General features: G+C 60.7%; 15 protein-coding genes. 7 read left to right on the top strand and 8 right to left on the bottom strand.

The annotated features are described in order from the left end of the window. Nucleotides 1–141: 141 nt before the first annotated feature. The 3 genes from OS035_RS24225 to OS035_RS24215 form a co-directional block, all read right to left on the bottom strand. A complete protein-coding gene (locus OS035_RS24225; protein ID WP_331814125.1) occupies nt 142–321 on the bottom strand; it encodes a hypothetical protein in 180 nt (59 codons plus the stop codon). After that, nucleotides 318–1,523 carry a zinc metallochaperone GTPase ZigA gene (zigA, locus tag OS035_RS24220; RefSeq protein WP_183779587.1) on the bottom strand — a complete coding sequence of 402 codons (1,206 nt, stop codon included), beginning with the start codon at nt 1,521–1,523 and terminating at the stop codon, nt 318–320. Before zigA ends, OS035_RS24225 begins: the two co-directional genes overlap by 4 nt. Nucleotides 1,524–1,633: 110 nt before the next feature. After that, nucleotides 1,634–2,668, bottom strand: a complete 1,035-nt coding sequence (locus tag OS035_RS24215) for a zinc ABC transporter substrate-binding protein (RefSeq protein ID WP_097629379.1) — start codon at nt 2,666–2,668, stop codon at nt 1,634–1,636. Between the two features lie 101 nt (nt 2,669–2,769). Between OS035_RS24215 and OS035_RS24210 the strand changes: the two genes are divergently transcribed. The 3 genes from OS035_RS24210 to OS035_RS24200 are packed head-to-tail and all read left to right on the top strand — an operon-like array spanning nt 2,770 to nt 4,878. Beyond that, the gene (locus OS035_RS24210) at nt 2,770–3,675 is read left to right on the top strand and encodes an ATP-binding cassette domain-containing protein (protein WP_097629380.1); all 906 of its coding nucleotides are present in this window, start codon (nt 2,770–2,772) and stop codon (nt 3,673–3,675) included. Then, a complete protein-coding gene (gene znuB, locus OS035_RS24205) occupies nt 3,668–4,483 on the top strand; it encodes a zinc ABC transporter permease subunit ZnuB (RefSeq protein WP_183779585.1) in 816 nt (271 codons plus the stop codon). The genes OS035_RS24210 and znuB overlap by 8 nt, the downstream gene beginning before the upstream one ends. Then, nucleotides 4,480–4,878, top strand: a complete 399-nt coding sequence (locus OS035_RS24200; protein WP_183779583.1) for a Fur family transcriptional regulator — start codon at nt 4,480–4,482, stop codon at nt 4,876–4,878. Before znuB ends, OS035_RS24200 begins: the two co-directional genes overlap by 4 nt. Before the next feature lie 267 nt (nt 4,879–5,145). Here OS035_RS24200 and OS035_RS24195 read toward each other — a convergent pair whose 3' ends face one another. Further along, nucleotides 5,146–5,877, bottom strand: coding sequence for a hypothetical protein (locus OS035_RS24195; protein ID WP_331814124.1), 732 nt, complete (start codon nt 5,875–5,877; stop codon nt 5,146–5,148). A 190-nt stretch (nt 5,878–6,067) separates the two neighbouring features. On the opposite strand from OS035_RS24195, the gene OS035_RS24190 reads away from it, so the two are divergent. Both OS035_RS24190 and OS035_RS24185 read left to right on the top strand, forming a co-directional pair. Continuing rightward, nucleotides 6,068–6,640, top strand: a complete 573-nt coding sequence (locus OS035_RS24190; RefSeq protein WP_183779576.1) for a transglutaminase-like cysteine peptidase — start codon at nt 6,068–6,070, stop codon at nt 6,638–6,640. 233 nt (nt 6,641–6,873) lie between these two features. Next, a complete protein-coding gene (locus OS035_RS24185; RefSeq protein ID WP_012558183.1) occupies nt 6,874–7,275 on the top strand; it encodes a hypothetical protein in 402 nt (133 codons plus the stop codon). A gap of 98 nt (nt 7,276–7,373) precedes the next feature. Here the strand turns inward: OS035_RS24185 and OS035_RS24180 are convergent, their stop codons facing one another. Together OS035_RS24180 and OS035_RS24175 are read right to left on the bottom strand one after the other, a co-directional pair. After that, entirely contained in the window at nt 7,374–7,904 is a 531-nt protein-coding gene (locus OS035_RS24180) for a gamma carbonic anhydrase family protein (RefSeq protein WP_097626047.1), read from the bottom strand. Between the two features lie 10 nt (nt 7,905–7,914). Next, complete coding sequence (locus tag OS035_RS24175) at nt 7,915–8,610, bottom strand: fumarylacetoacetate hydrolase family protein (protein ID WP_331814123.1); 696 nt, start codon at nt 8,608–8,610, stop codon at nt 7,915–7,917. A 278-nt stretch (nt 8,611–8,888) separates the two neighbouring features. On the opposite strand from OS035_RS24175, the gene OS035_RS24170 reads away from it, so the two are divergent. Next, nucleotides 8,889–9,641 carry a nucleotidyltransferase domain-containing protein gene (locus OS035_RS24170; RefSeq protein WP_097626045.1) on the top strand — a complete coding sequence of 251 codons (753 nt, stop codon included), beginning with the start codon at nt 8,889–8,891 and terminating at the stop codon, nt 9,639–9,641. Nucleotides 9,642–10,572: 931 nt separating this feature from the next. Here the strand turns inward: OS035_RS24170 and OS035_RS24165 are convergent. Together OS035_RS24165 and OS035_RS24160 are read right to left on the bottom strand one after the other, a co-directional pair. After that, nucleotides 10,573–11,553: an SDR family oxidoreductase gene (locus OS035_RS24165; protein ID WP_097626044.1), complete on the bottom strand. Its 981-nt coding sequence runs from the start codon at nt 11,551–11,553 to the stop codon at nt 10,573–10,575. 168 nt (nt 11,554–11,721) lie between these two features. After that, entirely contained in the window at nt 11,722–12,279 is a 558-nt protein-coding gene (locus tag OS035_RS24160) for a DUF308 domain-containing protein (RefSeq protein WP_097626043.1), read from the bottom strand. A gap of 138 nt (nt 12,280–12,417) precedes the next feature. Between OS035_RS24160 and OS035_RS24155 the strand changes: the two genes are divergently transcribed. Next, complete coding sequence (locus OS035_RS24155; RefSeq protein ID WP_183779574.1) at nt 12,418–12,999, top strand: TetR/AcrR family transcriptional regulator; 582 nt, start codon at nt 12,418–12,420, stop codon at nt 12,997–12,999. Nucleotides 13,000–13,118: the final 119 nt, after the last annotated feature.

Below are 13,118 nucleotides of genomic sequence, written 5' to 3'. Positions count from 1 at the left end.
TCACAGGAATCCGGCACCGCGTGTCCGCGCGGTGATTGACTCAATGTGATTTTGGAAAAGAGTCATCCGCGCCCACAGACTTGGGCGCGCTGGATCCCTGTGACGAGCACAGGGATGAGAGTGGATGGGGCTCGGCCCCGCCTAATTTTGCCGCCGTGCCGCCGTCATCCTCTTTGCAATAATACCAAGCAACCCCTTCGGTCTTCCGGCATCAACCTTCACACTCCCCTCATGCATCAACGGATGCAGCCCCTCGATCGGCCGCAGCGGTTCACACTCCGTGCAGACGCAGCGATAGGGTTTGATTGCCGTCGCCTTCATGCCGCCTGGCGGCTCCAGCTGGCGAAGGGGTCGGGCAGGTTGCGCCAGCGATCGGGCGCGAAGACCGCGGTCTCGATGAGGCAGGCGTCAAGTTCTCTCCTGATCCAAGCCTCATCCATCGGGTCGGCGCCGATGAAGACGATCTCCTGGCGGCGGTCGCCCCAGACGGGGTCGAGATAGGGGCCGATGGCATTCATGAAGCCCGGTTCGTCAGGCCATTGTTCGCGCGGCACCGCCGCCCACCAAAGACCCATCTTGCCGGTGCGCACGAGGGCGCCCGCCTGGCTGATCTCGCCGACATGATGCGGCCGCGTCGCCAGCCAGAAAAAGCCCTTGGCGCGCACCACGCCCGGCCATGTCAGATCGAGAAAGGCTTGCAATTTTGCCGGATGGAAGGGCCGCTTTTCGCGGTAGACGAAGGAGCGGATGCCGTATTCCTCGGTTTCCGGCACATGGTCCTTGAAGCCGTGCAGCTCCTTGTACCAGAGCGGGTGGGTCTCGGCCCTGTCGATATCGAAGCGGCCGGTGCCGAGCACTTGCTTCAGCACCACCTTGCCGAAATCCGTCTCGATCAGCTGCGCATCCGGGTTGAGGACGGTGATGATTTTCCGCGCGGCATCCCGTTCCGTCTCGCTTGCCGTGCCGATCTTGTTCAGCACCACGACATCGGCGAATTCGATCTGCTCGACCAGCAGGTCGACGATGGTTCTGGTATCGCCATCGCCTGCCGTTTCGCCGCGGTCGGCGAGGAAATCGGCGGAGGCATAATCGGCGAGCAGGTTGGCGGCATCGACGACGGTCACCATCGTATCCAGCCTTGCGACGTCGGAAAGGCTTTCTCCGTTCTCGTCGCGGAATTCGAAGGTGGTGGCGACGGGCAGGGGCTCGGCGATGCCGGTGGATTCGATCAGCAGGTAGTCGAAGCGGCCTTGGGTCGCCAGATCGCGCACCTCTTTCAAGAGGTCGTCGCGCAGGGTGCAGCAGATACAGCCATTGGTCATCTCGACCAGCTGCTCCTCGGTGCGAGACAGATTGGCGCCGCCGTCGCGCACCAGGGCGGCGTCGATATTCACCTCGCTCATGTCGTTGACGATGACGGCGACGCGGATGCCGTCGCGATTGGCAAGCACGTAGTTCAGCAGCGTCGTCTTGCCGGCGCCGAGAAAGCCGGAGAGCACCGTGACCGGAAGTCTGTTGTCCATGAAACCTCGCATTTTAATGTTATATCATTACATCGGCGGGGCCGAAAAAAGGCGGAACGGGGTCATCCGCCTCTTTCCGCCTCAGCTCTCCCCGCAGCGCCGCATGATTATCATGCGCTGGAGAGGCAATCCTTCATGCTGTCGGCGATGCCGCGCATGAGGGTGAAGTAGAGATCGGGGCCGGCCTTCAACGTTGCGGCTTCGGGGTCGAGCACGCCGGATCTGGCGTTCGTGCCTTCGATGACGACATTGACGAGGCGTGGCTCGAATTGCGGTTCGGCAAAGACGCAGGTGGCGCCCAGTTCGCCGACCTTGCGGTGGATTTCTGAAACGCGCTCTGCACCGGGAATGGTTTCCGGGCTGACGGTGATCGAGCCGGCGACGCGGATGCCATAGCGATGCTCGAAATACTGGTAAGCGTCGTGGAAGACGATGAAGGGCTTGTCCTTGACGGGAGCGACCGTGGCGGCGATTTCCTTGTCCAGGGCCGTCAGCTTGTCGTCCAGCGCCTTGGCATTGGCCTGGTAGGTCAGCGCATTGGCGGGATCGGCGGCGACCAGAGTTGTGGTGATCACGGCGGCCATGGCTTTGGCATTCATCGGGTCGAGCCAGAGATGCGTGTCGAAGGCGCCATGGTCGTGGTCATCATCATGGCCGGTGCCGGCGGCATGATCGTGATCCTCACCCTCGGCGGAAGCGCCCTGATGCTCATCGCCATCCTCATGCGGCTCGAAGGCGCCGCCTTCGCGGAAGGGCAGCTTGACGAGGCCGGGGGCATGATCGAGCTCGGCGATGCTGGCCTTCGAGCCCAGCGCCTGCAGCGGCTTTTCCAGAAAAGCCTCGAGGCCGGGACCGGTCCAGAAGATCACCTTGGCTTCCTGCAGCGCGCGCGCATTCGACGGCTTCAAGCTGTAAGTATGCGGGGAGGCGGCGCCATCGACGATCAGCTCCGGTTCGCCCACACCCTGCATGATCGCTGCAACCAGCGAATGGATCGGCTTGATCGAAGTGACGACGACGGGCGCATCGGCCGCCCGCATGCTGCCGGCAAACAGCAAGGCGGGAACCGCCAGCGCCGGTAGGGCGAAGGCGAGCGGAATTTTGAAGGCCAGGATCTTCAGGGCTGGGCCCAGGGTGCGTTTCATCGAATGCTCCGCTTGAATTGCAGATGTTATGTTATTACATCAATTGCGTTATGCTATAACGTGTGCAATAGCAGGATGCAACAGCGCTGTCGGAAAATTTGATGCTCTCTCCCGCAAATACGAAGGGCGAACCGCTAGTTTCGCTTGAGAATGTCGGCGTTCTGCGCAACGGCCGCTGGCTTGTGCGCGGCGTCGAATTTTCCGTCTCGCGCGGCGAGATCGTGACGCTGATCGGGCCGAACGGCTCGGGCAAGTCGACCAGCGCCAAGGCGGCGATCGGTGTGCTGAAGCCGAATGAGGGCAGGGTGAAGCGTCTGGCCGGCCTGAAGGTCGGCTATGTCCCGCAGAAGCTTGCGATCGACTGGACGCTGCCGCTCTCGGTGCGCCGGCTGATGACACTGACCGGACCCCTGCCGGAACGTGACATGCGCGCGGCACTCGAAGCCGCCGGCATCGACCATATGCTCGATGCCGAGGTGCAGCATCTCTCCGGGGGCGAATTCCAGCGGGCGCTGATGGCGCGCGCCATTGCCCGCAAACCCGACCTGCTCGTGCTCGACGAGCCGGTGCAGGGTGTCGATTTCTCCGGCGAGATCGCGCTCTACGATCTGATCAAATCGATCCGCAACGCCAGCGGCTGCGGCATCCTGCTGATCTCGCACGATCTCCACGTCGTCATGGCCGAGACCGACACGGTCATCTGCCTCAACGGCCATGTCTGCTGCCGCGGCACGCCCGAAGCCGTCAGCCGCAGCCCGGAATATGTGCGTCTGTTCGGCAGCCGCGCGGCGCAGACGCTTGCCGTCTACAGCCATCATCACGACCATACGCATCTGCCGGATGGGCGCGTGCAACATGCCGACGGTTCGGTGACCGACCATTGCCACCCCGATGACGGGCATCACGCGCATGATCACGGGCACGACCATGCTCATGATCATGATGGTCATCATGGACATGAGCACTCGCACGCCCATTCCCACAGTGGGGAGGGCCGCCATGCTTGACGATTTCTTTGTTCGTGCCATCCTCGCCGGCGTTGGGCTAGCGCTGACGACTGGACCGCTCGGCTGCTTCATCATCTGGCGGCGCATGGCTTATTTCGGCGATACGATCGCCCATTCGGCGCTGCTCGGCGTCGCGCTGTCGCTGCTCTTCGAACTCAATCTGACGCTGGCCGTCTTTGCCGTCGCAGCCCTCGTATCGGTGGTGCTGCTCTTCCTGCAGAAGCGCCAGGCGCTGTCGGCCGATGCGCTGCTCGGCATCCTCTCGCATGCCACATTGGCAATCGGCCTCGTCATGGTCGCCTTCATGAGCTGGGTGCGGATCGATCTCATCGCCTTCCTGTTCGGCGACATCCTTGCTGTTTCAACGACCGACATCGCGCTGATCTGGGGTGGAGGGCTCTTCGTGCTCGTGGCGATGGCCTGGCTCTGGCGGCCGCTGCTGGCGGCAACCGTCAATGCCGAACTTGCCGAGGCCGAGGGTCTGAAGCCGGAGCGGGCGCGGCTGTTCTTCATGCTTTTGATGGCCGTCGTCATCGCCATTGCCATGAAGATCGTCGGCATCATGCTGATCACCTCGCTGCTGATCATTCCGGCGGCTGCGGCGCGGCGCTTTTCGGCGACGCCGGAGATGATGGCGGTGCTCGCCTCGGTCATCGGGGCGGTTGCCGTCGTCGGCGGGCTGTTCGGCTCGCTCACCTACGACACGCCCTCCGGTCCCTCGATCGTGGTCGCGGCGCTGATCCTCTTCATTCTCAGCCTGCTTCCTCTCAGGCGGCATCGCGCAGGCATGCAAGGACAAGGTTCATGACGACACCGCAACTCACCAAGAACCAGTCGCTGGTCTTCGACGTGCTCGAAAAGGCCGAAGGGCCCCTCAGCGCCTATACCATCCTCGACAAGCTGCGGGACCAAGGGTTTCGCGCGCCGCTGCAAGTCTACCGGGCGCTGGAAAAGCTGCTCGAATACGGTGTCGTGCACCGGCTCGAAAGCATCAATTCCTTCGTCGCCTGCGCCCATCCGGGTGACGACTGCCACAGCCACGGCATCGTCGCCTTCGCGATCTGCGAAAGCTGCGGCCAGGTGACGGAGTTCCACGATCACGAGGTCGACCACCGACTGATGGCCTGGGTGCGGGGGCAGAAATTCAAACCAGCGAAGACGACGATCGAGATCCGCGGTTTGTGCGAGGCTTGTGCAGCGTAAGCGGCCACACTATCCGTCGGCACCCTATCCTATCGCACCAACGGGACTTTGACGGGCGCCCACTTCTCCACCCTCATTGCTGTGACATCCCGCTGGTCAAGCCAGAGGACAGGAATGAGCGAGGGCGGAGCGGCGGCGTGCCCGAAGGCGACGATCCAGGCGTTGGTTTCCTCGCCGGGTTTGCTGCCGATCGATACACAAAGCGATGACCCAAAAAGGTGAGGCCGCAAGAGCGGCCTCACCTTTTGCATTTCTGTGCGGATAAGCTTAGTCCGGCTTGGATTCAGAGCCGCCCTTGCCGGAGCCGCCGTTGTCGCTCTTGCCGGAGCCGCCGTTGTCGCTCTTGCCGGAGCCGCCATTGTCGCTCTTGCCGGAGCCGCCGTTGCCGTCCTTGCCAGGACCGTCGCGTCCGTCATGGCTCGGGCCATCCTTGTCGTGCCCGTGATCTTTTCCACCCTTGCCGCCGTGATGATCGCCGTCCTTGTCGCCGTGGTGGTCTTTCCCATGGCCACCCTTGCCATGATCGTGATCTTTTCCGCCCTTGCCGCCGTGATGATCGCGGTCCTTGTCGCCGTGGTGGTCTTTCCCATGGCCGTCCTTGCCATGATCGTGATCTTTTCCGCCCTTGCCGCCATGGTGATCGTGGTCCTTGCCGTCGCCATGATCGTCGTCATCGTTGCCGTTGCCGTTGCCGTTGCCGTCGCCGGTGTCCGATCCGCCCCCGTCGGCAACCTGATCGCCATTGCCACCGGTTCCGGTGGCCGAACCGGTGCTGGACGACTTCTTGCCGCTGCCGATGCCTTGGCTGCCACGATCGTTATCGTTCGGGCCGAACTTGCCATCCGCCTGAATTGCTCTGGTCGGCATGCACAGCCTGTATTCGAGCGTGCCGCGAACTGCGCTGTTGCAATTAACGACCGCCGGGGCTGCCGTTGCCAAGCTGCTGCTTGCCAGGAGGGAAGCAATGGCAAGTCCGATTTTCGATGCTCTGCTGATCATTTCATGCGTCTCCCAAGGTTAACCGAATGTTAATGGGGAGGGTTCTTATACTAACAACGAATTAACGTGAAGAATAAACAATGGTTAATCTGTATCGCTTATATAATAGGGTTAAATTCGCAAGTATAAAATTTTAATAAATTTTTATCCCGACTCTGTTATTGTCTCGGGTCAAATAGGGGAATCGGCTATGGCGCGTCTCTTTTCTCTTGCTGCTATTTCATTCTTTTTTCTTGCTTTTCAGGCTGTTGCCGGATCATCGCTGCCGGTGACAAGAAGCATCGGCGCGCCTGTGGGATTCGGCGCAGCCTGTGCCAAGTACAAGTGGCTATGCGGCAGGATGGCGGCGCAACAGCGAAACGACGGGGCAGGAATAGCGCTTCTTCAAAAGATCAATCGTGCCGTAAATCTACGCATCATTCCCGCAGAAGATCGTCCGCCTTCCCACGGGGATGTTTGGTCTCTGCCGGTTGCCGGCCGCGGCGACTGTGAGGACTATGCTCTCCAGAAGATGAAGGATCTGATCGAGGCTGGTTTTCCATCGAACCGGCTGGCGCTTTCGGTGGTCATTGGGCCGCATGATCAAAACCATGTCGTTCTCATTGCCCGGACGGATGGCGGCGATTTTGTGCTCGACAATCTGACCAGTGCCGTGAGGCCTTGGCGCATGACGGGCTATACGTTTCTGGCCACTCAGGATTTCCAATCGCGCACGGGCTGGCGCGTGACGCTTGCCGGTCCCCGCGCCGGTGAATTCTCCTGAGGCGTGTCGTCGTTCAGGCGCCAAGGTGCCTGGCGCCACCTCGAACGACGCTCAAATCGGGTGCAGACGGCGGTAAACTCGACGAAGAATTGTGTGCCCAATACGATGCTCGACGCGTGCCTGATGTAAGAATCGGAAACACTTTGTGACTAAGTGCCTCCAAAAGCAGCGTTTTTTGACTTGCTGCGTAAAGAGAGATGAAGGATATTCTGCAAACGTTGAGGGAAGCCTTCATGATCAGAATGATTGAAAACCCTGCCGAACTGGCTGGCGAAGACATCACCGGCAAATATATTCTCCGGAGGCTGAACTATCATTGGTTCGCCTACGGCAAGGCGGCTATTGTAACCGCCTGCAAGGGAACGATCCTGCATCTCGAGCGGGAAGAAACGGTCTATTCCGAGCGTTGGGGCCGTCGCGCCTATACCGGAACCGGCAAGCGTTACCCTGGCGGCATCTGTCCCATTTCGGCGGTCGCCTGCGTCTGCGATACGCCCGATGACGTCAATGCCGTCATTCAACTGGATGTCGAAGCGCAGGACGAATTCTATCAGCTGATCGCCAAGGCGGAAGCCAGGGTTCAGGCGCTTGCCTCTTCCTCGCGAAACAGCCAGTTTCTCGAGGCTGCCGAGTAAGGCGGTTTTTCAACCAAATCAGTCTGGAGCCGTCACCCGGAGGCACCCATAGGGGTGTCTCGAAGGACGCGGCTGGCCCCGCTTCTTCTCTTGCCTGATCACCCGATCTGCTTGAGATCGCGGGCGAAGCGTTGCCAGTTGGCAACGTAGTTTTCCGCCGAGCGGCGGATGGCTTCGATTGCGGCGTCGTCGAGCTGACGAATGGCGCGGGCGGGTGCTCCGACGATCAGCGAGTTGTCGGGGAATTCCTTGCCTTCGGTCACCAGCGCATTGGCGCCGACGAGGCAGTTGCTGCCGATCTTCGCGCCGTTGAGGATGGTGGCGCCCATGCCGATCAGCACATTGTCGCCCAGCGTGCAGCCGTGGAGGATGGCATGGTGGCCGATGGTGCAGCCTTTGCCCATGGTCAGCGGGAAGCCCATGTCGGTATGGGCCATCACCCCTTCCTGGATGTTGGTGCCTTCGCCGACGGTAATCTTCTCATTGTCGCCACGCAGCACCGCGCCGAACCAGACGCCGACATTCTCGCCGAGCTCGACCTGGCCGATGATATTGGCATCCGGTGCAATCCAATAGAGGCCGGCGGCGGGCAGTTTCGGCGTCGATCCGCCGAGCGCATAGACGGGCATGGCTCTCTCCTCAGGCGACCTCGACCGATAGAGTGGCAACACCGTCGATACCGCAACTGATGCAGTCGCCCCTGGAAACGGCGCCGACGCCGGCCGGCGTGCCGGTCATGATGATATCGCCCGGCGCAAGGGTGAAGAGCTTCGACAGCTCAGCGATGATCTCCGGCACCTTCCAGATCATCTGGTTGAGATCGCCGTCCTGGACGCGTTTGCCATTCTGCTCCAGCCAGATCCGCCCTTCGCCGGGGTGGCCGAGGCGGCTGGCCGGCACGATCGTCGAGACAGGGGCCGAATGTTCGAAGGCTTTGGCGACTTCCCAGGGGCGGCCGAGTTTCTTGGCCTCGCCCTGCAGATCGCGGCGGGTGAAATCGATGCCGACGGCATAGCCGTAGATGCAGTCGAGCGCTTGCGCGGCCTCGATATTCGTGCCGCCTGATTTCAGCGCCAGCACGCATTCGACCTCGTAATGCACGTCCTTCGACAATGGCGGATAGGGAAAAGCGCTGCCCGCCGGCAGCAGGTTCTCGGCATTCTTCTGGAAGAAGAAGGGGGGCTCGCGGGTGGGATCATGGCCCATCTCGATCGCATGGTCGGCATAATTGCGCCCGACGCAATAGACGCGGCGTACCGGAAAGTGCTCATCGCTGCCTTCGACCGGCAGCAGAACCGGTTTTGGAAGCGGGATGACGGTGGCGGGATCGGACATGGGCGGGCTCTTCCTGGTTGACGAGTCTTGGGGCATATTAGACGGAAAACAATGCGCCGGGGAAGCATTCTCGGTGCATTGACGCTCCGGCCGCCGGGCGATATCCTCGCCGCCATGACCGGGATCTTTGCAGTTTCGACGATGTCTACGACCACCGCCCCGGGCGGTGGATGCAGACGCGTGAACTGAATTCCGTTCGTTGCTGCTGAGACCCAACCCGCCGGAAAAGAGCGGGTTTTTTCATATCCGCTCGTCTGCCGCCATTCGAGGACGAGATCGTGGACGACATCCAGAAACAGATAGTTGCGGAGCGGGCGCTTGCCGCCGCCCGCCGCGCTCTTGCCAGCCGCTATGCCGGAGCCGCCTTCGCTTACGCCACCGGGTCGCTGCTGCGCGGCGAAGGCACAGCGTTTTCGGATATCGATCTCGTCGTCGTGTTTCCGTCACTGGAACGAGCCTGGCGGGAATCCTTCACCCACGAGGACTTTCCGGTCGAGGCCTTCGTCCACGATGAAGAGACGCTGGCGTATTATATCCATGCCGATACCGAGAGCGGCTGTCCTGTTATGGCCAACATGGTCGCCACGGGGCGCGTGGTCGGACGGGATACCGGGCGCGCGCGCATCGTGCAGGCAAAGGCGGCGGCAATGCTGGCGGCCGGGCCGAAAGCGCTTGCCGGCACCAGCTACGACATGCTGCGCTATCAGGTCACCGATCTTGCCGACGATCTGCGCGGGACGCGCCCGCCCGAGGAGATCGCGGCGATCGCCGCGCAACTCTACCAGAAGCTCGCCGATCTCATTCTGCTCGGACGCGGCGAATGGACCGGCCGCGGCAAGTGGGCGCCGCGTCTCATCGGCAAGCTCGATACCCAACTGGCGGCGGAATTCGACGCGGCGTTCAAGTTGGCGGCAGGAGGCGAGGGCACACGATTGCTGGCTTTGGCCGACCGCGAACTTGCCTTGCATGGCGGCCGCTGTTTCGAGGGTTTCAGGCAGGAGGCGCCGCTGGAGGCACGGCGGCTGGAGTAGGCGTCGATACAGGAGCACTGTTGTCTTGATGAGTTCACTCTAAAAAGGCGTTGCTGCGGCGCCAACGCCCACGAGAGCCTCATCCAAAGGTGCTCCGCAGGGGCCTCGAAGGACGAGGCGGGTGCGTCGGCGTTGATGGATGCAAAGAGCAGCGTTGACGCGTGTCCTTCGAAGCTTCGGCGCCTTTGGCCTGCGCGCCTCTCAGGATGAGCAGTGTTGGAGGATGCCGCCTCCAAGGAGAGGCGTTGGAGAATGGTGCTTTACCTTCGGCGGGTGGAAGAGATCAGGCAGGCGCGAAGCATCTGTGAAAGGCTCGCGCCATTGCAATAAGCTGCCCATTGGATAAGGTGAATTGTAATATTATTAAAACCAAAGGTTGAAAGAAGCATGCCGCGTTCGCATTTTTTCAGAGCAAACCATATTCTAACTCCCATAGTTTTCGCAACCTTTGGTCTGTCTGCATGCGTTACCATCAAGGATGGTGTGCAAGTCTCCCAGGATCATAGCCGCGCCGTGAGTGGCGAGCGAACAAAAATGGGCCAGTCTTACAATTTGAATGCAGACTGCACCGCTGCGACAATGCCGAGCATAAAGCTGGTGCAGCCCCCCGCACATGGATCGGTAGAATTCGTTAGCGAGAAAATTCTTTCACATTATCCGACAGGCGCGCCCCAGATCAGGTGCAATTCCAGAAAATCTCCTGGCGTATCTGAATATTATACTTCCAACAGCCGATACTCCGGGAAGGATATGTATAAGGTGAGAGTGACCTACGGCGAGGGAACAATCAAGGACGTAACAGTCAATATCAATGTAAGAAAGAAATAGAGCCGAGCTGTCGTCGAAGTGTTCAACTGGTTATTCTTCGATGAACGAGTTGGTGGCGTGTGCGCGGCGCACTGTCGCCATCATTCCACGCCTCCCGGGTATCTTAGCCAAGCGCGCCTTGAGCCGCGCAAATCCGGTCGATCAAAGCATCGAGTTCACCCCTCGGTGGACGGCTTATGGCCAGACGCTGCTTGAGGTGCATGATCGGCTCGGCGAGGATTTCATCGAGGCTCTCGGCGCAGGTGAAGTCGCCCGCCACGCGCTTGACCTTCGAATTGTCGAAGATCGCAGTCCAGGCCTTGTCGCCGAGCAACGGGCCGATCCATTCCGGATTGTACCGGATCAGCGTGTCCGTCGGCACGTGGACGATCTTCGCCTCGACGCCGAGCAATCTTGCGATCGTCTTCTGGATATCGTCCCAGATATGCGCACGGTCGGAGGTGATATGGAAAATCTCGGCGAGCGCCGCCTGCTTGCCGAACAGGCCGACGAAAGGCATGGTGAAATCGATTGAGCGGGTCAATGTCCAGGGCGTGTGGCCGTCGCCCGCCACAATGATGGGCTCGCCATCCAGCATGCGTCTCGCCATGACATCACTGTCGCCCATCATAATCGGCAAGCCGGTGCGAACGGTGTGGCTGGGACGGACGATCGTCCAGGCGAGTTTGCCGGACAGTTTGAGCAGTTCCTCGCAGGCGATTTTCGCCTGGCTGTAGGGCCAGTAAGGATTGATCGCCGGGGTTTCCTCGGTGATCAGATAGTGACGCGGCGGCTTTTCATAGACTGAGGCCGAGGAGATGAAGATATACTGGCCGCAATTGCCCGAGAATACCTCGATGTCGCGGGCGACCTGGTCGGGCGTGAAGGCGATGAACTGGCAGACGACGTCATAATTACGCTTGGTGAGATCCGCATAGGCGCTCGATCCCAATTCGCCGACGATCGAGGTCACCCCTGCGGGCAGGGCAGCACTTCTCAAGCCGCGATTGTAGACGCTGACCTGGTGGCCCTCGGCAACGGCGCGCTCGACGCAGGGGTAGGAGATTTGGCCGGTGCCGCCAATGAAAAGAACTTTCAAAGCCATGAGAGTGACCTCGGGGTCTATGGGCGGGAACTATTGTCGCCTTTCATAGCGCGAAAGAATGTCATCGTCTCCCGCAAATCTCGTCTACGGCGGAGAGCAAAGGGAATAAGCCGTACTCTGGCCTCCTGCGGCGGCTTTAGGTTTGCCGCCGCAGGAACTGGACCGGGCCTATGCCTGCGCCTTGCGATAGGCTGCGACGACAAGCCAGATCGAGGAAAGCAGGAAGTAGAATGCGCCGAAGCCCGCATAAGGCACGATATCGAGGATCGTCGGCGGGGCGGCGCCAAGCGAGCGGCCGATCATGAAGCCGCCGGCAAGGGCAGACTGCGCGCCGCTCAGGATCATCACCCATTGGGCGCCCTCGGTGCGCCAGCGCCTCACACCAGTATAGAGCTGCAACAGACCCGAGAGGATTGCCCAAGCCCCGAACACGGCCAGGACGGCATAGGTGCTCACGCCGAGCGCGATGACGACGGCGAGAGATGTGACCGTGCTGACCGCGACATTCAACGTCTGCGACGGATTGGCCTGCAGGCCGCCATTGGCCTGGGCGTCGACCAGATTGGCAAGCGCGTCCCACAAGGGATAGATCACCAGCAAAAAGGCTGCGGCGCTCGGCTGCCCGGCGAAGGCAATGGCGGCGGCAATCCATACGATCGAGAATGCGGCGCGCGTGAAATAATAGGATCGCAGCCAGTAGGAGTGGTTTGAAGATTGAGCTTGCATCGACAGTTTCCTTGTTTTGTCTACCTACTAGTAGGAAGGTTATGCGATTGAAGTCAATGCTGCGGGCAGACACCTTCTTGTGATTGAAGAGAAAGCTCCTCGTCTTGACAATCTGCCTACCAGAAGGTAGGCGGCGCTATGAAATCAATGTCTTCGACGTCGGACAAGATCCTCGATATCGCCCAGTCGCTCATCGTGGCGGGCGGCTATAACGGCTTCAGCTATGCCGACATATCCGCCGCGATCGGCATCAGGAAAGCGAGTATCCACCATCATTTTCCGGCCAAGGCCGAGCTGGTCGCGGTGCTGGTCGATCGTTACACCAAGCAGGCGGAGGCGGGTTTGCAGTCTCTGCGCGAACGGGCCGCAAGCCCTGCCGACCAGCTGCAGTTCTACATCGACTACTGGCGTTCATGCATCGAGAACGCTTCGCAACCCTTCTGTGTCTGCGCGATGCTCGCTAGCGAAATGCAGATGCTGCCCGACGAGGTCGCATCACGCGTCCGCGCCCATTTCCAAAATCTCGCGGCATGGCTGACCTCGGTACTGCAGGCCGGAGTAGAGCAGGGCCTGTTTCGGCTGGACAGGCGGCCGGAAGAACAGGCACAGATGCTGATGGCCTCGGTTCACGGGGCCATGCTCTCGACGAGGGCTCTCGGCGATCCCGGATTGTTTATCGCAATCGTCGGGCCTGAGATTGCGAGGCTGCGGGGCGCATAACACATCTCCTCCCGCCAATCTGGAGGATGCCGCCAGCGCTCAAGAGAGCCTCATCCTGAGATGCCCCGCAAGGGGCCTCGAAGGACGAGGCGGGTGCGCCGGCGGTTGATGGCTGCAAG

This window comes from Rhizobium sp. 268 (genome assembly GCF_036571585.1).
GTDB lineage: Bacteria > Pseudomonadota > Alphaproteobacteria > Rhizobiales > Rhizobiaceae > Rhizobium > Rhizobium redzepovicii.
This window is presented reverse-complemented; position numbering and strand designations above follow the sequence as displayed.

Bases quoted from the DNA above. Each gene is read 5' to 3' on its own strand.
- OS035_RS24225 (WP_331814125.1), bottom strand. From the start codon at position 321: ATGAAGGCGACGGCAATCAAACCCTATCGCTGCGTCTGCACGGAGTGT.
- OS035_RS24185 (WP_012558183.1), top strand. From the start codon at position 6,874: ATGATCAGAATGATTGAAAACCCTGCCGAACTGGCTGGCGAAGACATC.
- OS035_RS24215 (WP_097629379.1), bottom strand. From the start codon at position 2,668: ATGAAACGCACCCTGGGCCCAGCCCTGAAGATCCTGGCCTTCAAAATT.
- OS035_RS24165 (WP_097626044.1), bottom strand. From the start codon at position 11,553: ATGGCTTTGAAAGTTCTTTTCATTGGCGGCACCGGCCAAATCTCCTAC.
- OS035_RS24175 (WP_331814123.1), bottom strand. From the start codon at position 8,610: ATGTCCGATCCCGCCACCGTCATCCCGCTTCCAAAACCGGTTCTGCTG.
- OS035_RS24200 (WP_183779583.1), top strand. From the start codon at position 4,480: ATGACGACACCGCAACTCACCAAGAACCAGTCGCTGGTCTTCGACGTG.
- zigA (WP_183779587.1), bottom strand. From the start codon at position 1,523: ATGGACAACAGACTTCCGGTCACGGTGCTCTCCGGCTTTCTCGGCGCC.
- OS035_RS24160 (WP_097626043.1), bottom strand. From the start codon at position 12,279: ATGCAAGCTCAATCTTCAAACCACTCCTACTGGCTGCGATCCTATTAT.
- OS035_RS24195 (WP_331814124.1), bottom strand. From the start codon at position 5,877: ATGATCAGCAGAGCATCGAAAATCGGACTTGCCATTGCTTCCCTCCTG.
- OS035_RS24180 (WP_097626047.1), bottom strand. From the start codon at position 7,904: ATGCCCGTCTATGCGCTCGGCGGATCGACGCCGAAACTGCCCGCCGCC.
- OS035_RS24155 (WP_183779574.1), top strand. From the start codon at position 12,418: ATGAAATCAATGTCTTCGACGTCGGACAAGATCCTCGATATCGCCCAG.
- znuB (WP_183779585.1), top strand. From the start codon at position 3,668: ATGCTTGACGATTTCTTTGTTCGTGCCATCCTCGCCGGCGTTGGGCTA.
- OS035_RS24210 (WP_097629380.1), top strand. From the start codon at position 2,770: ATGCTCTCTCCCGCAAATACGAAGGGCGAACCGCTAGTTTCGCTTGAG.
- OS035_RS24190 (WP_183779576.1), top strand. From the start codon at position 6,068: ATGGCGCGTCTCTTTTCTCTTGCTGCTATTTCATTCTTTTTTCTTGCT.